At 60.3% G+C, this 19,292-nt stretch carries 23 protein-coding genes; 13 read left to right on the top strand and 10 right to left on the bottom strand.

Annotation, left to right across the window (positions count from 1 at the left end; all coding sequences use genetic code 11):
* Nucleotides 1–9: 9 nt before the first annotated feature.
* Complete coding sequence (locus Q1A44_RS01070) at nucleotides 10–795, bottom strand: hypothetical protein (RefSeq protein ID WP_299621294.1); 786 nt, start codon at nucleotides 793–795, stop codon at nucleotides 10–12.
* On the opposite strand from Q1A44_RS01070, the gene Q1A44_RS01075 reads away from it, so the two are divergent.
* A complete protein-coding gene (locus Q1A44_RS01075; RefSeq protein WP_299621409.1) occupies nucleotides 707–907 on the top strand; it encodes a hypothetical protein in 201 nt (66 codons plus the stop codon). The genes Q1A44_RS01070 and Q1A44_RS01075 overlap by 89 nt on opposite strands.
* 234 nt (nucleotides 908–1,141) lie before the next feature.
* Here Q1A44_RS01075 and leuD read toward each other — a convergent pair whose 3' ends face one another.
* Together leuD and leuC are read right to left on the bottom strand one after the other, a co-directional pair.
* A complete protein-coding gene (leuD, locus tag Q1A44_RS01080) occupies nucleotides 1,142–1,747 on the bottom strand; it encodes a 3-isopropylmalate dehydratase small subunit (RefSeq protein WP_299618323.1) in 606 nt (201 codons plus the stop codon).
* Nucleotides 1,747–3,150: a 3-isopropylmalate dehydratase large subunit gene (gene leuC, locus Q1A44_RS01085; protein WP_299618326.1), complete on the bottom strand. Its 1,404-nt coding sequence runs from the start codon at nucleotides 3,148–3,150 to the stop codon at nucleotides 1,747–1,749. The genes leuD and leuC overlap by 1 nt, the downstream gene beginning before the upstream one ends.
* Nucleotides 3,151–3,556: 406 nt before the next feature.
* Between leuC and Q1A44_RS01090 the strand changes: the two genes are divergently transcribed.
* Entirely contained in the window at nucleotides 3,557–4,858 is a 1,302-nt protein-coding gene (locus Q1A44_RS01090) for a mechanosensitive ion channel domain-containing protein (protein ID WP_299621297.1), read from the top strand.
* On the opposite strand, the gene Q1A44_RS01095 is transcribed toward Q1A44_RS01090, so the two are convergent.
* Nucleotides 4,813–5,031, bottom strand: coding sequence for a helix-turn-helix transcriptional regulator (locus tag Q1A44_RS01095; RefSeq protein WP_299618329.1), 219 nt, complete (start codon nucleotides 5,029–5,031; stop codon nucleotides 4,813–4,815). The genes Q1A44_RS01090 and Q1A44_RS01095 overlap by 46 nt on opposite strands.
* Nucleotides 5,028–5,561: a hypothetical protein gene (locus Q1A44_RS01100; protein WP_299618332.1), complete on the bottom strand. Its 534-nt coding sequence runs from the start codon at nucleotides 5,559–5,561 to the stop codon at nucleotides 5,028–5,030. The genes Q1A44_RS01095 and Q1A44_RS01100 overlap by 4 nt, the downstream gene beginning before the upstream one ends.
* A 69-nt stretch (nucleotides 5,562–5,630) precedes the next feature.
* On the opposite strand from Q1A44_RS01100, the gene Q1A44_RS01105 reads away from it, so the two are divergent.
* From Q1A44_RS01105 to rlmH, 3 genes are all read left to right on the top strand, one after another.
* Entirely contained in the window at nucleotides 5,631–6,149 is a 519-nt protein-coding gene (locus Q1A44_RS01105; RefSeq protein WP_299618335.1) for a hypothetical protein, read from the top strand.
* Between the two features lie 146 nt (nucleotides 6,150–6,295).
* Nucleotides 6,296–6,652, top strand: a complete 357-nt coding sequence (rsfS, locus tag Q1A44_RS01110; RefSeq protein ID WP_299618338.1) for a ribosome silencing factor — start codon at nucleotides 6,296–6,298, stop codon at nucleotides 6,650–6,652.
* A gap of 10 nt (nucleotides 6,653–6,662) precedes the next feature.
* Nucleotides 6,663–7,133 carry a 23S rRNA (pseudouridine(1915)-N(3))-methyltransferase RlmH gene (gene rlmH, locus Q1A44_RS01115; protein ID WP_299618341.1) on the top strand — a complete coding sequence of 157 codons (471 nt, stop codon included), beginning with the start codon at nucleotides 6,663–6,665 and terminating at the stop codon, nucleotides 7,131–7,133.
* Nucleotides 7,134–7,296: 163 nt separating this feature from the next.
* Here rlmH and Q1A44_RS01120 read toward each other — a convergent pair whose 3' ends face one another.
* Nucleotides 7,297–7,653: a hypothetical protein gene (locus Q1A44_RS01120; RefSeq protein ID WP_299618345.1), complete on the bottom strand. Its 357-nt coding sequence runs from the start codon at nucleotides 7,651–7,653 to the stop codon at nucleotides 7,297–7,299.
* Nucleotides 7,654–7,689: 36 nt separating this feature from the next.
* Nucleotides 7,690–8,388 (bottom strand): DUF599 domain-containing protein, encoded by a 699-nt coding sequence (locus tag Q1A44_RS01125; protein ID WP_299618348.1) that lies wholly within the window; start codon nucleotides 8,386–8,388, stop codon nucleotides 7,690–7,692.
* Nucleotides 8,389–8,471: 83 nt separating this feature from the next.
* On the opposite strand from Q1A44_RS01125, the gene Q1A44_RS01130 reads away from it, so the two are divergent.
* The 8 genes from Q1A44_RS01130 to Q1A44_RS01165 all read left to right on the top strand — a co-directional run bounded on the left by Q1A44_RS01130 (nucleotide 8,472) and on the right by Q1A44_RS01165 (nucleotide 16,241).
* On the top strand, nucleotides 8,472–9,920 hold the full coding sequence (locus Q1A44_RS01130; RefSeq protein WP_299618351.1) for an FAD-linked oxidase C-terminal domain-containing protein: 1,449 nt from the start codon (nucleotides 8,472–8,474) through the stop codon (nucleotides 9,918–9,920).
* Nucleotides 9,921–10,015: 95 nt separating this feature from the next.
* Nucleotides 10,016–11,128, top strand: a complete 1,113-nt coding sequence (locus Q1A44_RS01135; RefSeq protein ID WP_299621300.1) for an FAD-binding protein — start codon at nucleotides 10,016–10,018, stop codon at nucleotides 11,126–11,128.
* Nucleotides 11,128–11,481: a hypothetical protein gene (locus Q1A44_RS01140; protein ID WP_299618355.1), complete on the top strand. Its 354-nt coding sequence runs from the start codon at nucleotides 11,128–11,130 to the stop codon at nucleotides 11,479–11,481. Before Q1A44_RS01135 ends, Q1A44_RS01140 begins: the two co-directional genes overlap by 1 nt.
* Before the next feature lies 1 nt (nucleotide 11,482).
* Complete coding sequence (glcF, locus tag Q1A44_RS01145; RefSeq protein WP_299618358.1) at nucleotides 11,483–12,796, top strand: glycolate oxidase subunit GlcF; 1,314 nt, start codon at nucleotides 11,483–11,485, stop codon at nucleotides 12,794–12,796.
* Nucleotides 12,797–12,891: 95 nt separating this feature from the next.
* Nucleotides 12,892–13,677 (top strand): trypsin-like serine protease, encoded by a 786-nt coding sequence (locus Q1A44_RS01150; RefSeq protein WP_299618361.1) that lies wholly within the window; start codon nucleotides 12,892–12,894, stop codon nucleotides 13,675–13,677.
* The gene (locus Q1A44_RS01155; protein WP_299618364.1) at nucleotides 13,674–14,477 is read left to right on the top strand and encodes a serine protease; all 804 of its coding nucleotides are present in this window, start codon (nucleotides 13,674–13,676) and stop codon (nucleotides 14,475–14,477) included. The genes Q1A44_RS01150 and Q1A44_RS01155 overlap by 4 nt, the downstream gene beginning before the upstream one ends.
* 133 nt (nucleotides 14,478–14,610) lie before the next feature.
* A complete protein-coding gene (locus Q1A44_RS01160) occupies nucleotides 14,611–15,075 on the top strand; it encodes an Hsp20 family protein (protein WP_299618367.1) in 465 nt (154 codons plus the stop codon).
* 122 nt (nucleotides 15,076–15,197) lie between these two features.
* Nucleotides 15,198–16,241, top strand: a complete 1,044-nt coding sequence (locus tag Q1A44_RS01165) for an endonuclease/exonuclease/phosphatase family protein (RefSeq protein ID WP_299618370.1) — start codon at nucleotides 15,198–15,200, stop codon at nucleotides 16,239–16,241.
* 86 nt (nucleotides 16,242–16,327) lie between these two features.
* Here Q1A44_RS01165 and Q1A44_RS01170 read toward each other — a convergent pair whose 3' ends face one another.
* The 3 genes from Q1A44_RS01170 to Q1A44_RS01180 are packed head-to-tail and all read right to left on the bottom strand — an operon-like array spanning nucleotide 16,328 to nucleotide 19,264.
* Nucleotides 16,328–17,296, bottom strand: coding sequence for a threonine dehydratase (locus Q1A44_RS01170; protein ID WP_299618373.1), 969 nt, complete (start codon nucleotides 17,294–17,296; stop codon nucleotides 16,328–16,330).
* Between the two features lie 46 nt (nucleotides 17,297–17,342).
* Complete coding sequence (locus Q1A44_RS01175) at nucleotides 17,343–18,125, bottom strand: carbon-nitrogen hydrolase family protein (RefSeq protein ID WP_299618375.1); 783 nt, start codon at nucleotides 18,123–18,125, stop codon at nucleotides 17,343–17,345.
* On the bottom strand, nucleotides 18,122–19,264 hold the full coding sequence (locus tag Q1A44_RS01180) for a Xaa-Pro peptidase family protein (protein WP_299618377.1): 1,143 nt from the start codon (nucleotides 19,262–19,264) through the stop codon (nucleotides 18,122–18,124). The genes Q1A44_RS01175 and Q1A44_RS01180 overlap by 4 nt, the downstream gene beginning before the upstream one ends.
* Nucleotides 19,265–19,292 lie beyond the last annotated feature (28 nt).

Consider the following 19,292-nt stretch of genomic DNA (forward strand, 5'->3'; position numbering starts at 1 on the left):
CAAGGGCGCTCAGGCCACTTGCAAATCGATGTCGGCGTTGGCGTAAGCCCGCTTGCGTTGGTCGCGGATCATCTCGGCGATCCGCTGCATCGCGATGCCGCGCATGATCATGCTGGCGGGAAGGAAAGCCCATGCTGTCATTGTCCAGATCAGGGTTTGGGGATTGTCCAATACGATCGGGTTTAGCAGGTCAGCTGCCGCCTTGACCACTGCGGGAATGAGGAAGGGCAGCAGAAAGCCAAGGGCGATGTTCACCCGTGCATCCCGCTGCAGGCGGTACAGCACGTCGCCACCGGCAGTCGGGTCAAAGAGTGGCAGATTCACCCAAACGTTGAACGCGCGGCCGCGCGCAGGCCAACCCATGACGCGCACCAAAAAGAGGAAGGCCGCCATAGCCGTCAGCGACGTGAGGTAGGCGATGCCTGCGGCGGTCCGTACCGATTGCACGACTTGGGGGTCCGAGTCCGCAGGCAACATCAGCACAACCAGGCGCACAGGCGAGAAGGGGAAATCAATGCTGTTGCCGAGGATTGTGCCGATCGAGGTCATCGCACCGGTCAGTGCCGTCGGCGAAGACTGGTCTTTGAACGCGATGCTAAGAAACAGAACGGTGCCCAGAAGTGCCGCAAAGCGCAGGCGGTTGAACGGCGCCGCGTCGCGAAACTCAACAATGCTGGGGCTGGACGAGTTGTATTCAACGAAGGTCATGAAAGCCGCAATTAGCGCAATCAAAACAGTCACTTGGGAGGATTCAATCGGCACATCAGGCAAGATCAACGCCGGGGTGGCGATCATCAATGCAATCAAAAAACCGCGCAAGGCGGCACCTGACATTCGTGCTATCACGTTCTCGATCCCTTCAAACTGGCCAGCCGCGATACGTTGCCGCGTGCTTGTTCCAACTTGATCCCACCGGGTCTGGCGGGTGCCTCATTGCTGCCGTATTTCTGCCTTGATTGACCCGATCTCTCAAGTGTCTTGGTTAATCAAACGTAACTCTTTGGGCATTTTGAAGGAGGGTGTGGTGCCTTTGTGCATCATTTCTGAGGCGGGATTTAGGCAGGGCCCAACATCTTGTGGATGGGCCTTGCCGAGCGCATAGCGTTTATAGAAATTCTACCAAGGGTAGGCTTTCGCAGCCTTATACCCAGGGGCGCGCTTGCGACGCTTGTGCTTCAAAGCTGTCGATGCTGTCCGCTTTGGCCATGGTCAGGCCGATATCGTCCAACCCTTCCATGAGGCAATGCTTTTTGAAGGCATCGACTTCGAAGGTGAAGACTTCACCATCGGATGTGGTCACGGTCTGTGCCTCAAGGTCGATGGACATGCGGGCGTTCGCCCCTTTTTCGGCGTCCTTCATCAGAACATCGACGACCTCTTGCGGCAGCGCGATAGGCAGGATGCCGTTCTTGAAGCAGTTGTTGTAAAAGATGTCTGCAAAGCTGGGCGCGATGACGCAGCGGATGCCGAAATCCTTGATCGCCCATGGCGCATGTTCGCGCGACGAGCCGCAGCCAAAGTTTTCACCTGCCACGATGATTTCGGCGTTGCGGTATGCCTCTTGGTTCAAAACGAAATCGGCAATCTCGTTGCCTTGCCGGTCAAAGCGCATCTCGTCAAAAAGGTTCGCGCCCAGCCCTGAGCGTTTGATCGTTTTGAGGAACTGTTTGGGGATGATCATATCGGTGTCGATATTGACCAACGGCATAGGCGCCGCGATTCCGGTAAGCGTGTTGAACTTGTCCATTACATCATCTCCCGCACATCGGTGAGTTTACCAGTGATCGCCGCCGCAGCCGCCATGCCGGGCGATACCAGATGCGTGCGGCCCTTATAGCCCTGGCGTCCCTCGAAGTTGCGGTTCGAAGTTGACGCGCAGCGCTCGCCCTCGCTCAGCTGATCGGGGTTCATCGCGAGGCACATGGAACAACCCGCAAGCCGCCATTCGAAGCCGGCTTCCTTGAAGATGTCGGCCAGCCCTTCTTCTTCGGCCTGGGCGCGGACAAGGCCGGAGCCGGGGACAACCATGGCCCGTTTGACTTTGACCTTTTTGCCTTTCAAAATTTCGGCCGCGGCCCGCAGGTCCTCGATCCGGCCATTGGTGCACGAACCGATGAAAACCGTGTCAATTTCGATTTCAGACAGAGGTGTGCCGGGCGTCAGGCCCATATAGTCGAGCGAACGCTGGGCCGCCCCAACCTTGCCGCCCTCAAAATCATCTGCCGATGGCACCTTGGCCGTGATGGGCAGCACATCTTCGGGCGACGTGCCCCAGGTGACGACAGGTGCGATATCTTCGCCCTTGATCGTGATGACCTCATCCCAATGGGCGTCGTCGTCAGAATAGAGCGTCTTCCACCACGCCACAGCAGCCTCCCACTGGGCACCCTTTGGCGCGTGGGGACGGCCCATGCAGTATTCGAAGGTTTTCTCGTCTGGCGCGATCAGCCCGGCCCGCGCGCCACCTTCGATGGCCATGTTGCAGACCGTCATCCGCCCTTCCATGGACAGATCGCGGATCGCCTCGCCGCAATACTCGATGACATAGCCGGTTCCGCCGGCCGTCCCCGTCTTGCCGATGACCGACAGGGTGATGTCCTTGGCGGTCACACCGGGCTTGAGCTTACCGGTGATCTCGACTTTCATATTCTTGGATTTTTTCTGGATCAGCGTCTGGGTGGCCAGAACGTGCTCAACCTCGGACGTGCCGATGCCGTGGGCCAGCGCGCCGAAGGCGCCGTGCGTCGCCGTGTGCGAGTCGCCGCAAACGACGGTCATGCCGGGCAAGGTCCAGCCTTGCTCGGGACCGACGATGTGGACAATGCCCTGACGGACATCGGACACAGGGTAGTAGTGAATGCCAAAGTCCTTGGCGTTCTTGTCGAGAGCCGCGACTTGAATGGCGCTGTCCTCTGTCATGTTCTTGGGATCGTCCCGACCGGCGGTGGTCGGCACGTTGTGATCCGGCACCGCGATTGTTTTTTCGGGTGCGCGTACCTTGCGATTGGTCATGCGCAGCCCTTCAAAGGCTTGCGGGCTGGTCACCTCGTGCACGAGGTGACGATCAATATAGAGCAGGCAGGTACCATCGTCAGCCTCGTGGGCGACGTGGGCATCCCAGATTTTATCATAGAGCGTTTTGGGGGACATGTGGTCCTCTCCCTCAGGTTTGATGTGCAGATTTTGAATGGATCAACGCGCGCGGCGCGCCGAGATGGGCACGCGGATGCTATAGTCGCGCCAGCACCGTGTGCGTGGCCCCGAAAAAGCGTTCGCGCAGGCGCGCGCGGTCGTCCATGTCAAAGAGGCGTGTCATGAGGACGCTGTTAGCCGGATTCCCACCGCCGATCAAGCAAGCGGATACGGACTGCCGATTGATTGCCGACCGCGCCCGGTGCACTCTGGGCTGAACCAGCGAGGCGAGATGAGCAATCACACCGACCAAACAGTCGAACCCCCAGTGACCGACGCGCTAAATTCCGCGGCAGAGGCGGCTGCAGATACCGGGGCCGAGCCGGGCGATGCACTGGCCGAAACTGCGCTGTCCTTTGGTCAGATGTTGCTGAGCGAGGGGCAGGCATTTGCGGAATCGCTGTTGCGACCCTGGGTCGCCTATCAGGTTCTCATCATTCTCGGTGTCTTTGTTGCCGCCCATTTGCTACGTCGTTGGATTGGCCCGCCGGTGCGCACCTGGATGGCAAGTCGTGAAAACTGGCCCAAGTGGCGGATGCGTGTGCTGGTGGTGATACATCAACGGCTGCGGGCGATTATCTTTGTCTTGCTGATCTGGGCCGTCGTCCTCGCGATGCGCGAGTTCACCTGGCCGTCACGCTCTTATCTGCTGAGCCTGGTGGCGACGTTGGCCAGTGCTTGGCTTCTGGTGGCCTTCGCGACGCGGTTGATCCGGTCCGTCTTTCTGCGCCGCATGGTGCGATACGGGGCGTGGGTCTACGTCACTCTTTATGTGCTGGGGATTGTTGACGAGACTGCCGAGTTGCTGGATGCGGCGGCGATCAACATCGGCTTTATGCATCTGTCGCTTCTCTTGGTGGTGCAGGGTTTTGTGATCCTGGGCTGCCTACTGGCCGCCGCGCGATTTATCACGGTGTCCACCTCGGCCCGCATTCAGAGCAACGAAGACATCTCGCCCTCCATGCGGGTCCTGATCGTCAAGGTCGTGCAAGTGGTGTTTTACGCCATCGCCTTCTTTGTCGGGGTCCGGGCCCTGGGCATCGACCTGACCGGCCTTGCGGTGCTGTCCGGTGCCATCGGTGTCGGCATCGGGTTTGGTCTGCAAAAAGTGGTGTCGAACCTTGTGTCGGGCGTCATCATCCTGCTCGACAAGTCGATCAAGCCCGGCGACGTGATTTCGCTGGGCGAAACCTTTGGCTGGATTCAGACACTGGGCGCGAGATACGCATCCGTGGTCACAAGGGACGGCAAGGAATACCTAATCCCGAACGAAGACCTGATCACAGGGCAGGTCGTGAACTGGTCGCATACCAACAACTTTGTCCGCCTCGATATCTACTTTGGCACGTCCTATGGCTGCGATCCGCATCAAGTGCGCAAACTGTCGATTGCGGCGGCCCAAGGGGTGGAGCGGGTCCTGTCGAGCCGCCCGCCCGTTTGTCACATCGTGGGATTCGGCGACAGTTCAGTGGACTATATCCTGCGGTTCTGGATTACGGACCCGACCGGGGGGCTGACCAATATCCGGGGGAATGTGTACTTGGCGCTGTGGGACGCGTTCAAGGAACACAATATTTCGATCCCGTTCCCGCAGCGCGAGGTGCGTTTGTTGGGGGAAGATCAGCCTTCGGATATGTCCGACGCCTCAAGCAAATCGCCGGGCTGACAGTCGAGCGCTGCACAGAGCCGCGCAAGCGTCTCGAACCGGACCCCTTTGACCTTGCCCGATTTCAGCAAGCTCAGGTTCTGTTCGGTGATTCCGATCTGGCCCGCCAGATCGCGGCCTTTGATTTTGCGGCGGGCCATCATGACGTCGAGACGAACGATGATTTCGGTCATACAAAGCCCTTGTTCTCAGCATCGAGTTGCGCCGCTTCGGCCTGAATCCAGCCAAAGAGAGTGACCAGCCCAGCAGCCAAGAGCAAGAAGAGTTCCGTGCTGCCAAAGCTGATCGTCAGGGCCCTTTCCCCCGCCGGATTGCCCCAGGTCAACGCAAGCACCGCAATCGTGTGGCCCAGCACATGGGCCACGGCCAACCCGATCAGGCCAATGCCGATCTGTTGAATGCGGCGGGCAGTCTGGCCCGAAAACACGCGCCCCCCGGCGCAGGCCAGAAGCCATGCCCGCGCGCACCAGATCACCCAGAGGAGGACGGCCAACTTGACCACCTCGACAGCAAACCAGATCAGGGTTGGGCCAGTTGCCAGTACGTCAGGCGTCACTTGAACGCCGTAAGCGGCACGCAAGCTTTCCACGTCGAAGCCACCCGTCGCCATGATCAGAGCGGCCCCGGCTGGAATCACCAGCAACAGGACGGTGGCCAGCGCCGACAACAGGCGGGCGCGTTTGGAAATTCGATCCGTATTCATTTTCTGTGTTTCCTCTTTCAAGCATTAAAATTACTGTAAAACAGTAAATTTTGATTCGAAAGAGGTAAAATGCATAAACAACTCCTGCTATCTGCCCTGATCCTGCTTGCAGCCTGTGGCGACATTGTGCCCGCCACGCTATGGGCGGCCAAGGATATTGATCCACTGACGGCAGACCCGGCGGATATCGCTGTCCGACTTGATCTGCCGGACGCCGTGGCCATTGTCCCGAACACTGCAACCTTGACCCTTGCCGCGCGCAAAGCCGACGGAACCGGTGCCGAGGAAGGCTTTGTGCTTGATCTGCGCGATGACGTGCTGTCGGTCGCGCAAAGAGATCACGCCCGCCTGCGCGCGCTGCAAGCACGTATACTCGATTGGAAAGACCAGGACCCGACAGGCACGCGGGGCAGCCTCAGCGTGCATCTCGAACCTTGCCGTACCGAGGGCTTCAGCCGACAAGAGGGCCGCGCCTCGGTAGCGATCCGGCTGGATGAAGACGGCGCCTTTTTGCCGCTGGTGGCTGACGTTCCCTTGGCCACATTGGTCAAGGATGAGGCATGGGACAGTCTGGAACAGTGCCAATAGGCCCGCGCTTCATTGAAATGTCATGCAAGGGTTGTTATTCTGCTTCTATCCCAGCGTCGGGGACCTGACGGCGCGGTACATAGGAGGACAATGTCCTGTCAATCTCTGCTCAAGCGGTGCGCGCCGCTGATGGAGCTGCGGCCTTGATGGCCGTCGCCACAACCGAGGCCACAAGCGAGACGCTGCTGGCCACCGTTCTTTCCTCTCTTTCCGACGACAAGGCCGAAGACATCGTGCAGATTGATCTGCGCGGCAAGACGGCCATTGGCGACTACATGGTCGTGTGCTCGGGGCGGTCGTCCCGTCAGGTGGCGTCGATTTCGGAAAAACTGGTCGAGCGCATCAAGGCCGAGTTCGGGCGTACGGCCCGGATCGAAGGCAAGAACACAGGCGATTGGGTGCTGATCGATACGGGCGACGTGATCGTCCATGTGTTCCGCCCCGAAGTGCGCGAGTTCTACCAGCTGGAGAAGATGTGGCAGCCGACGGCCGGCGCCAACTGATCCCGAGCCGATGCGCGTGCATCTATGTGCTGTGGGCCGTCTGCGCGGCGGCCCCGAGGCTGACCTGATTTCCGATTATGTGACACGATTTGACCGGACGGGCCGAGCCTTGGGCCTTGGGCCGCTTTCCATTGTGGAGGTCGAGGACCGCAAGGGCGGCGGCATGGGGGCCGAGGCAGAGTTGCTGCGCCGGGCGGTGCCAAAAGGTGCCGTGATCTGTTGTCTGGATGAACGGGGCAAGGTTGAGGCGTCACCTGCCTTTTCCAACCGACTGGCGGGGTGGCGCGATACGGGCCGTTCGGATGTGGCTTTTGTCATCGGCGGGGCGGACGGCCTTGACCCCGGCCTGCGCCGCGAGGCCGACCACCTGTTGTCTTTTGGTGCCATGGTCTGGCCCCATATGCTGGCTCGGGTGATGCTGACTGAACAGTTATATCGCGCCGCCTCGATCCTGGCTGGTTCTCCCTATCATCGGGTGTGATCCAAAGGACGCTGCGCGACGCCATATTTTGCTTGGCGCTTCGTCCACCGTTGCTCCGCCGCTGTAACGTACGTTGTCAGACGGCGAGCGCTGTGGGACGCATCTTCTCTGTTCCGAAATAACCCCAGAAGCCCGTATGGGCGGGGCCTGGCCGCTCCGACGCTTAAGGCAGATCGACGATGGTCGTGCCAGAGTTCCACCCTGCCGGTAAATCCCGCGCCTGTACCTGAACCTGTACAGTTCCGCGCGGAATGACAACGCCATCGAGGCTGCGGGTAAAGGGTTGTTCGTTCACATGCGGATGAAAGAGGACCCGCATGCGCAACTCTTCCCCTTCCATGTTCAGCACACGCCAACCGTCAGCATAGTGATCCCATCCCGTGTCGGGATGGCGGATTGTCACGGCAAACCGGTAGGTGTCGGTACCCGTGCGCGTGACAGTGACATCTTCGATCACCGGTTCTTCGGAAAGGGCGGGGGTGGCGGCGACCAGCAGGGCCGCGAGGATCAGGTGTTTCATGGCATTAGACTAACGACGACGGGCGCACTTGTCCGTTCACGTCTTTGTGCCAAGCAGGATGCTGCGGGATTCGGACGCAAATTCGCGCCGCCAGATCACGGCCAGCGTGAAAACCGTGGCCAGCATCAGCGCGATAGGCCCCGCCAGCCAGGCCGCAACTGTCAGCGCAAAATAGACCGAGCGCAGACCGCGATTGAACGACCGCGCTGCTGTCACGTTGATCTCTGCCGCCTGGTCCGCGCGAAACATGCAATTGGGATCCGTGATGTCGTTTGGCACCGCTGCCATAAGCACCGCCGCATAGCCAAATAGCCGATTGGCCCAGGCGAATTTCAGGAATGCGTTGGTCAGGAATAGGGTGAGCACCACCAGCTTGGCCTCCCACACAAAAACCGGTGCCTCCATCAGAGACAGATCGTTTGCTACGCCCGCCAGCCGTTCCGCGTTGCCGATCACCGCCAGTGCCCCGCCCAATGCGATCACAGAAGTGGAGGCGAAGAACGCTGTGCCTTGCCGCAGGTTGGACACGATTTGCGCGTCGAAAATCCGTGGCTCGCGGGTAATCATCTGGCGCATCCATTCGCGGCGGAACCCGGCCATGATTTGCGAGGTCGAGGGCTTTTTGGCTCCCGGGTGTTCGATCCGCCATCCGATCAGGACCCAACCGGCCACCAGCAGGCCAAGAGCCACGAAATCCAGCGTGCTGAACAGTGTTATTCTGTCGATCCAAGTCATGCTGTGCTCTTACACCGCAGAATTGAGGATTGCATCCCGGCTAAATTGGTCATATTATTTTACCAATCCTGAGGAGGTGTGCCATGGAAATGCCCGTCCCTGATTCTGCAGTCCTGTCGCGCAAGGCCCGTGTGGTCGAACGTTTGCGGTCTGTTTTGCCCCGCGATGCGGTGATTGATGACCCGTCCGAGACCCGCGCCTATGAATGCGACGCCCTGACCGCCTATCGCTGTCCGCCAATGGTTGCGGTTCTGCCTGCCACCACCGCCGAAGTGTCCGACGTTCTGCGTATTTGTCATCAGGAGGGCGTGCCGGTTGTCCCCCGCGGGTCCGGCACATCATTGGCAGGCGGCGCGTTGCCCACCGCTGATTGCGTGATCCTGGGCGTGGCCCGGATGAACGACGTGCTTGAGACGGATTATGACAACCGTTTTGTCCGGGTCCAGACCGGCCGTACCAACCTCAGCGTGACGGGCGCCGTCGAGTCCGACGGGTTCTTCTATGCGCCTGATCCATCCAGCCAGCTTGCCTGTGCCATCGCGGGCAACATCGCGATGAACTCGGGCGGAGCCCACTGTCTGAAATACGGCGTGACCACCAACAACCTGATGGGTGTGACCCTCGTTCAGATGGACGGTACCGTTGTCGAAATTGGCGGCGCGCATCTGGATTCGGGCGGCTTGGACCTGTTGGGCGTCATTTGCGGTTCCGAAGGGCAGTTGGGCGTTGTGACCGAGGCCACTTTGCGCATTCTGCACAAACCCGAAGGCGCGCGCCCGGTCTTGATGGGCTTTGACAGCGCAGAGATTGCGGGTGCCTGCGTGGCTGACATCATCAAAGCCGGCGTTCTGCCCGTGGCCATCGAGTTCATGGACAAGATGTTGATCGAAGTCTGCGAAGACTTTGCCAAGGCCGACTATCCGCTGTGCGAGGCTCTGTTGATCGTTGAGGTCGAAGGGTCTGACGCCGAAATTGACGCGCAGCTTGCACTGATCACAGAAATCGCCAAGCGCCACGATCCTGTTGCTTTGCGTGAAAGTGCTTCTGCAGAGGAAAGCGCACGCATCTGGGCAGGCCGCAAGGCCGCCTTTTCGGCCATTGGCCGTGTGAACGATTACATGTGCCTGGATGGAACGATCCCGGTGTCGGAGCTTCCTTATGTACTCCGCCGTATTGGCGAGATGTCCAAGGAATATGGGTTGGCCGTGGGCAATGTGTTTCACGCGGGCGATGGCAACATGCACCCGCTGATTTGCTATGACGCCAACAAGCCTGGCGATCTAGAACTGTGCGAGGTCTTCGGGGCCGAAGTGCTAAAGCTTTGCGTAGATGTGGGCGGGTGCCTGACGGGCGAGCACGGCGTAGGTATCGAAAAGCGTGACCTGATGACCTATCAATATGCGGCCGCTGACCTTGAGGCACAGATGGCCGTAAAGGACGTGTTTGATGCGAAGTGGCTTTTGAACCCGGCCAAGGTGTTCCCCCTCGCCGTGTCGGAGCCGCGCCGTGCCGTACAGATGGCGGCGGAGTAAAGCCACACGTCGTCCGTTTGGGGCCGGCCCCCACACATACCGCCCAGCGGGGCCAGCCCCTGCATCCTCGGGATATATAGAGCCAGAAGAAGATCATCATGTTGAAGACCGAAGACGATATTGCGGGATATGTGGCGGATGCGACTGGGCCACTGGTCGTACGTGGCGGCGGCACCCGCGCTGTGGGTCGTCCGAGCCAAGGCGATCTGTTGGACGTGTCGAACCTGTCGGGCGTAACCCTCTATGAACCCGGTGCCCTGACCATTGTTGCCAAGGCCGGTACGCCGGTATCCGAGATCGAAAAGACCCTCGCAGTCGAGAATCAGCGCCTTGCCTTCGAGCCTTACGATCTGCGTGAGATGCTTGGCACCGCAGGCGAAACCACCATCGGTGGCGTCATTACCACCAATGCTAGTGGTCCCCGCCGTATTCAGGGCGGGGCGGCACGGGATTTTGCCCTGGGCGTCCGCTTTGTCGATGGGGCCGGCAATGTGATCAAGAACGGCGGGCGCGTGATGAAGAACGTGACCGGCTATGATCTGGTCAAGCTCATGGCCGGGTCCTGGGGGACCCTCGGCGTGATGACCGAGGTAAGCCTGAAAGTGCTGCCTGGTGTCGAAGATGTGACCACTTTGGTCATCGACGGGCTAGACCCCGCCCAAGCGGTCGGGGCCATGTCGCGCGCCCTTGCCTCCCCCTACGAGGTCAGTGGGGCCGCGTGGATTGATGGGGCCGTGTGGCTGCGTCTTGAAGGGTTCACTGCCTCGATTGCCTATCGAGCGGATGCTCTGAAAACTGTGCTGACAGGGGCGGGAAATATATCGCTGGAGCCCAATGCCGACTGGAGCCGCGTGCGCGATGCGCAGCCCTTGCATGGGGCCGACACAGTGTGGCGTGTCTCGGTCAAACCCAGTGACGGACCCGCTGTCATTGCCGCTTTGCCCGAGGGCTGTGACAGCCTGATGGACTGGGGCGGCGGATTGGTTTGGATCGGTCAAACAGGTGCGGACGCCGCAGCCCACGCCGCCCTGCAAGCCCATGTGGCCGGTCTTGGCGGGCATGCGACACTGATCAAGGGGCCGGAGGCACTGCGCGCTGCTGTGCCCGTATTCCAGCCCGAGCAGGCGGGTGTCGCGGCGCTGAGTGCTGCCTTGCGCGCACGATTTGACCCGCGCGGCATTCTCAACCCTGGGCTTATGGCCGCCTGATGACGCTGGTTCTGTACACTATGGCCTTCGTGCTTGGCCCGGCTCTCTTTCTGGCGATGGCGCGCTTTGACGGGCGGTTGTGGCCTCCGGCCCTGATCGCGTCGGTCATGGTCGTTCTCAGCCTGGCCTTGCGCAATGAGGCGTCCATGAGCGTGGCGGTTGACCCCGGCCCGCTCTTTTTCAGCATCCTTTTGATCTGGCTGGCCTGGATCCTGGTTCTGGTTTTGGTGGTACGCGCGGTCCGCCGTACTTATCCCAGCCCCTCTGCCCAACGTTGGGCGCGGGGTTTGGGCGCAATGGGCACAACGGTGCCGTGGTTCGGATTTGCCACGGCCCAGATGATGGCGGAGTGACATGCAGACGACCTTTTCCCCCGAACAGTTGACCGATCCTCAGATCAGTCGGTCAAACGAGATCCTGCGCAATTGCGTGCATTGCGGGTTTTGCACCGCCACGTGTCCTACTTATCAGGTGCTCGGTGACGAGTTGGACAGCCCGCGCGGCCGGATTTACCTGATCAAGGATATGCTGGAAAATGACCGGACACCGGACGAAAAGGTCGTCAAGCATATTGACCGCTGCCTGAGTTGTCTGGCTTGCATGACGACCTGCCCGTCAGGCGTGCATTATATGCACTTGGTGGATCATGCCCGCGAGTATATCGAAGACAATTATAAACGCCCGCTGACTGACCGCATGCTGCGCTGGGTCCTGGCCCAGATCCTGCCCTATCCCATGCGCTTTCGCGTGGCCCTGCTGGGGGCCAAGATTGGCCGCCCCTTTGCCTGGATGATGCCGGATGCTCGTCTGCGCGCGATGCTGGAAATGGCGCCCAAGCATATCCCCGCCGTCAGCCGCAATGATGACCCCCAAAGCTTTGCCCCCGTTTCCCCGAAAAAAATGCGCGTCGCCCTGATGACCGGTTGTGCCCAAAAGGCCCTGAACACCGACATCAACGATGCCACCATCCGCCTGCTGACCCGTTTGGGGTGCGAGGTTGTCGTGGCCGAGGGGGCGGGATGCTGCGGCGCCCTGACCCATCACATGGGCAAAGCCAAGCAGAGCCATGCGACCGCCGCCCTGAACATCAAAGCCTGGGCCAAGGAAATGGACGGCGACGGCCTGGACGCCATTGTCATCAACACAAGCGGTTGCGGCACAACCGTCAAGGATTATGGACATATGTTCCGCAATGATCCGCTGGCCGACGACGCGGCCCGTGTCGCAGGTATCGCCATGGACGTGAGCGAAGTGCTTATGAAGCTGGACCTGCCCGCCGGTACCCCGCAGGATATGACCATCGCCTATCATGCCGCCTGTTCGCTGCAACATGGACAACAGATCAAGACCTTTCCCAAAGACCTGCTGAAACGCGCAGGCTTCACCGTGGTGGAACCCAAAGACAGCCATCTGTGCTGCGGCTCGGCCGGCACTTACAACCTGATGCAGCCCGAAATTTCCAAACAGCTCAAGGACCGCAAGGTCGAGACGCTGATGGCCAAGAACCCCGACATCATCGCGGCGGGCAACATCGGCTGCATGATGCAGATCGGATCAGCCGCGGGCGTCCCCGTGGTGCACACCGTCGAACTGCTGGATTGGGGCACCGGCGGGCCACGCCCCCCCGGCCTCGACCGGGTCCACAGCGATGTCCCAATTTTGCGCTAAATTGGCAGTGCTGCCCTAATTTTGCCGCCATTGGTGCCTAGACCCGAACCCAAGCACCCCCTGGGATCGGAGTTTGCAAAACTATGCGGCGTTGGATGGCCCTTTCAATCATGGCATTGGTGGTCACCTCGACGGCCTTTGCCCAGGACGCGCGCCTGAAACGCTTGAACAACGGTGTCGACGCCGCCGCGTGGGAGGCTGTGGGGCGATTGAACATTGGCGGCACCGGTTTTTGTACCGGCGCGCTGATTGCGCCTGACATGGTGTTGACGGCGGCCCATTGCCTTTATGACAAGACGACGGGCGCGCGGATTGATCATAGTCAGGTCGAATTTCTCGCCGGTTGGCGCAACGGCCGCGCGTCAGCCTACCGCGATGTACGCCGGGCTTTGGTCCATCCTGATTACAGTTTCCAGGGCAGCGTTTCGTCCGGTGTGGTCCGCAATGACCTAGCTTTGCTCGAATTGAACCACCCGATCCGCGACGGCAAGATCGTCCCGTTCGAGACCGCAGCCCGCCCCCGACGCGGCGCACAAGTGGGTGTGGTCAGCTATGGGACCGGCAGGTCAGAGGCCCCATCGCTGCAAGAAGTGTGCAGGGTGTTGGCCCAGCAAGACGGCGTATTGGTCACCTCATGTTCAGTCGAATTCGGCAGCTCTGGCGCGCCGATCTTTGTCGTGGACAGAGGCCGGGCCCAGATCGTTTCGGTTGTTTCGGCCAAGGCCGAAGTCGAAGGTGAGGCCGTGGCGCTTGGCACCTCTTTGGGCGCACCGCTGGCGCGCTTGCAAGCGGAATGGGTCGCAGAAAAGGGTACTTTGACCCCTCGCGTCAAGGTCCACGGGGCGCGGCACCAGACCGGTGCCAAGTTCGTCAGACCATGAAGGTCATCGCCCTCCTCTTCATGCTGCTTGGCACGGGCATTGCATCGGCCCAAACCACAGCGCTGCGCACGCTGGATACCGATTATGCCGCTGCGAGCTGGAAAGCCGTGGGCCGGATCGACTTTGGGCGCAGCGCCTTTTGTTCCGGCACATTGATCGCGCGCGATCTGGTCCTGACAGCCGCTCATTGCCTCTATCGCCCCGGAACGCGTGACCTTTGGCCAACGGAAAACATCCGCTTCTCAGCAGGTTTGCGGGATGGTGATGCGCAAGCTGTGCGCAAGGCGTCGGATGCCGCAGCCCATGCAGGATTTGACCCCACCGGTCCGTTGACGGCTGTGAACGTGGCGCATGACGTGGCCCTGATCCGGTTGTCAGAGCCGATCTCCACCTTCGAAGTGCCCCCCTTTGCCGTGCACAGCGACCGAATCGCCCAAGGACCGGTCAGCATCGTGTCATATGGGCGTGGGCGCGAGACGGCGCAGTCCCGGCAAAAGGAATGCCAGATGCTGCACCGGGTCGGGGACGCAATGATCTTTGACTGCGACGTGACGCATGGATCGTCGGGCGCACCTGTGTTTTCGCACCTCAATGGGCGGGGGCAAGTGATGGCGGTGATTTCGGGGATGATGCAGGTCGAGGGGCAAAAGCGGGCCGTCGGCATGGTCCTGCCCCAGCGGATCAGCGAGTTGAAATCGCAATTGCGGATGCAGGTAGCACCACCGGTCGCAAAGGTGCGGCGGATCACCGTCGGCGGCGGCACCCGCAGCAATATCGGCGCAAAATTCGTCAAACCCTAAAAGGGTCTTGAACGGCCAAAAATCCTTCCCACATTGACGTCATCGGGTGCCCGAACGGGGTCCGACCATAGCAACCCCCGCGCTTGTCCAGGATGGAAAGTGCGGATCTGATATCGCTCAAGTGAGGATAACAATGCGTACATATGACTTTGCACCGCTTTACCGCGCAACCGTTGGTTTTGACCAGATCGCCGACCTGATGGACCGGGTCACTGCGACGGACACAAACGCCAACAGCTACCCACCCTACAACATCGAAAAGACAGACGATGATGCCTATCGCATCTCGATCGCCGTGGCCGGTTTCTCCGACGCGGACCTGTCTGTGGACGTCAAGGACCGGTCGTTGGTCGTGTCTGCGAAAAAGGCCGAAGAGGAAGGCAAGACCTACCTCCACCGCGGCATTGCGACCCGCGCTTTTGAACGCCGATTCCACCTGGCTGACCACGTCGTTGTGACAGGGGCATCGCATGCGGACGGCATGCTGCATATCGATCTGGTCAAGGAAGTGCCCGAAGCGCTGAAACCCCGCCGGATCGAGATCGCCAGCCAGAAGGCGATTGAAACAGACGTGGTTGACGCCAAGGCCGTCAACTAACACCCCTTCCGGACTCATACGCCGGATGGCCCGGGGCGCACACCGCGTCCCGGGCTTTTTCGTTCCGGAATTCTCGTTTTTGGTGTAGTCTGTCCGCATTTATCACAAATCGGATTGATCTCATGCCCCAGCATCACATTGCCTTTTGGAACGTCGAAAACCTCTTTGGCCCGGAAAACCACCCGCCCCGTATCGACTGGGTGGCCAAGGCGATGGGGTCCGACCTGCGCGGCTGGACCAAAGCACTTTATGACATCAAACAAGATCAACTGACCAAAGTGATCGCCGCTATGAATGGCGGGGCCGGGCCTGATATTCTGGGGCTGTGCGAGGTCGAGGACCGTGCTGTTCTGGACGATCTTGTAGCCCGCGTGAACGCAGCCACCGGTCGGAGCTATGGCGTTGTGCATGCCGACAACCTCAAGGACAAAAGGGGCATCGACACCGCCTTTCTCTTTGATGAAACGCGCTATTCGGTCGATCCCAAACTCGTGTTCAGCCATTTTGTGATCCGGCGCACCGGCACCCGTGACATCTTGCAAGCCACCTTCAAGACGCCCGAAGGACGACAGCTTGTCTGCCTGGCAAACCACTGGCCGTCGCGCTCCGGTGGAGCGCTGGAAAGCGCGGGATTCCGGTCCACCGCGGGCGAAACTTTGGCCTATTGGCACGGCCGTATCCGCGAGGAGGCGGCAGACGGAAAACGCGCTTGTGTCATTGCGATGGGTGACTTGAACGATGATCCGTGGGACGCATCGGTCCGGTTCAACGCAAATTCAACGCGCGAACGGGGCGATGTCGAGCGGTCACAATCACCACGGTTCTACAACCTCAGCTGGGAATATCTGGAATGGCAAAGCCAGACGCGCACCGGCTCGGACCGGATGTTGAACGGTACGCTTTACTACAACAATGATGGCAATGTGTTTGACCAGATTCTTGTCTCGCGGCCCATGCTCGACACGCGTGATGCGGCGTTCAAACTGGTGGATGGCACGGCGGGGCCAGAGGCCATTCCCGACATGGTCAGCCACCGGTCAAGCGAGGGCGCGATCCGTTTCGGCCTTCCCAAAGGCAACGCCGACAAGAACGTGGACACCAGCGGGTATTCCGACCATTTCCCTGTCTCCGTCACCCTCGAAGAAGGACCAGACACCGCAGTCTAGCGACCTCCCGCCCTCTTACTGTTTCAAAAGTATGCTGCGCCCGGAAGGGCGGCCAGCCACCTGCAATCAAGACCTGGAGGGCGGCGTCAGACTGACGGCGTCTGGCCGTCCAGCACGGCCTTGAACCAGCCGGTGTCGATATTGCCACCACACAGGATCACGCCGACCTTGCGTCCGGCCATCGCCTCGCGTTCCTGCATCAAACCCGCCAAGGGTGCCGCCCCCGCCCCTTCGGCAACGTTGTGGGTTGAGGAGAAATACAAACGGATTGCGTCTGCGACCTCGTCATCGGTGACGGTGATGATCCGCTCTGCACCCTTGGAATAGACGTCGAACGCCTCTTGCACCGGCATGCGCACCGCCATCCCGTCGGCAAAGGTGGATGCCGAATTCGTCTCGATCAAACGGCCTGCGTCCACCGACAGTTTTGCGGCCTGCGCCTGGTCAGACACGACGCCCACCACCTTTGTATCAAGGCCCATGGCATCGCGGGCCATGATCGTGCCGCAGATGCCCGACCCGCAGCCAATGGGCACGTACACCGTGTCCAGATCAGGCTGTGCATAAAATAATTCATACGCATAGGTCGCGACACCACGCACCAGTTCGAGGTGATAGGGGGGGACCAGAAAAAGCCCCTCCGCCTCGGCGACACGGATCGCCTCAAGCCGCGCGGTATCAAAGTCATCGCCAAACTCGATCAGTTCGGCCCCGAAGGCATGCATCGCCGCGTTCTTTTCCACCGAATTTCCACGCGGCACATAGACTTTGGCCGTCAGGCCTGCGCCAGTTGCCGCCCAGGCCTGCCCTTGCCCGTGATTGCCCCGCGTCGCAGTGCAAATGCCCGGAATATCCGGATGGGTCCGCGTCAGCCAATCCATGAAGGTCAGCGCGCCCCGCACCTTAAAGGCCCCGGTGGGCGTGTGGTTTTCGTGTTTCACAAAGGTCTGCGCACCCGTCGCCGCATTCAACAACGGATAGCTGTGCTGGGGCGTTGGCGGCATGCGGGCATGGACAAACGCTGCGGCTGTCTCAAGGTCAGTTCGGGTTAACATACGCCAACCATGGGGGAGCCCTTGCGGCGCTGTCAATGTGGTCCAGCTAGAACTTCAGGCGCGCCCTGTCTGTCAGGTAAGGCAGCCGCGCTTGAGCCACATGGACGCGGGCAGGATCAATGTCGGCAAAAAGAATCTCGGGGTCCGCACCCGCCCGCGCGGCCTCTTGCCCATCCGGCGATGCAATGACGCTGCACCCCAGAAACTGCATACCGCTTTCCGTTCCGGCGCTGTTAGCGTAGGCAAGATAAACACCGTTCTCGTAAGCACGGGTCGGGATCATTCTATTTGCCACCCAACCCCAATCCGAACCGAGGGCGGTCGGCACCAAAACAAGCTGCGCCCCCAAGCCCGTGACATGGCGCGCCGTTTCGGGGAACTCCGCATCATAGCAAATCAGGGTCGCAATTTTCAGGCCGTGGAAGTCAAACAAGTGGCACCCCTGACCGGCCTCGAAATAACCGCGTTCAAATCCGGGTGGGATCGCCAGCTTGCGTTGGTGGCTCAACTGCATTCCATCGGGTCCAAAGCACAAGGCGGCATTGAAAAGTCCTTCGGGCGCAGTTTCCGCAAACCCGTAGTGGATGGCCGTCCGGTATTGTCGCGCACGCGCAGCAACGGCTTGCGCCGTCGGGCCATCAACCGTTTCGGCTCGGGTCACGATGGCATCGCTGATATTGTAGCCGCAGGCAAACAACTCGGGCAGTAGCAGCAAATCGGCCCGGTCCGCCACGTCGGGCAAGATGCTATCCAACCACGCCAATCGAGCGGCCGTGCCAGACAGCGCCGCGGGGGCCTGCCCCAAGGCAAGCCGAAGCCCAACAGTCATGCGTCCGTGACCAACAAGGTGCGAGGGTAGTCTGTCAGGTAATCGCAACCGGTTTCGGTCACCACAATGCTGTCGCCGATCCTGCCCGCCGTGATACCGTCAATGGAAATACCGCCATCGACGGCAAAGGTCATGCCGGGTTGCAAAACGGTCTTGTCCCCTGCCTTCAGCTCGGGCGCCTCCAGATATGCAACACCAATGGAACGGCCCGTACGATAGCCTGTCTCGTACCCACGCTCCGCGTAAACGGCGTTGGCGGCGGCGGCCACATCCTGCGCCAGCACTCCCGGACGGATCGCGGCAATCGCAGCTTGTTGCGCATCAATCGCCGCCTGCTGCACGCGAGCGGCCTCATCCGTTACGGCCCCCACATGGAACATCCGGTCAAAGCCTAGCTTGTACTGTTTGAACTGCGCCATGTTGCAGAAACAGAAATAAACCGGGTCAAATCTGTCATAGGCTTTGACCGACGCCCGACGATGCACCATCGATGCATCCTTGCCGCTTTGCAGAATCTGCAGATTGTGGATCATTGGCGAGACAAAGCGATCCCAACCAGTGGCCGTCAGGAATCCGGCTGCTTTGCGGGTGCCCGCGTCAATCACGGCGAGCGCGCTTTCGTATTCTTTGGCCCCGACGCTGAGTGACCCATGCGCCGCTGCCATCATTGCCCCGGCGATTTCACCGGCCTGTTTCATCACCGCGATCTCTAGCGGTGACTTGATCATCCGCTGTGTCCCGAGGACCGGGCCGATATCCCGCAGAACGGCAGTGGTGAAACTTTCGTCCAGGAAATTGCGGACAATGGCGGGCAAATCAGATGCTTCAACCCAGATCTCCGCCGGGTTGGCGGGCAAGGCGCCGGCCAAGGCACGCCCCCAACTGCGCTGGCCTGCATCTTCCCAGGTGCGGATGTCCGACACCCAGGTCATTTCTGAAACCATCTCGCTTTCCATAAAGGGGGTGATGACCACCGGTTCGGCATCAGCGGACACAACCAGCATGGTGGGACGACCAAACTCGATGCCCAGATACCCCCAGAATCCAGCCAAATATGCAATTGAGCTTTCCGAGGTGAAAACGGCGTGATGAATGCCCGCGTTAGCCATCCGCTGCCTCAGAACGTGGGTACGGGTCATCGCTTCTTGCAGCATGAGAGACCTTTCA

The organism is uncultured Tateyamaria sp. (genome assembly GCF_947503705.1).
Taxonomy (GTDB): domain Bacteria; phylum Pseudomonadota; class Alphaproteobacteria; order Rhodobacterales; family Rhodobacteraceae; genus Tateyamaria.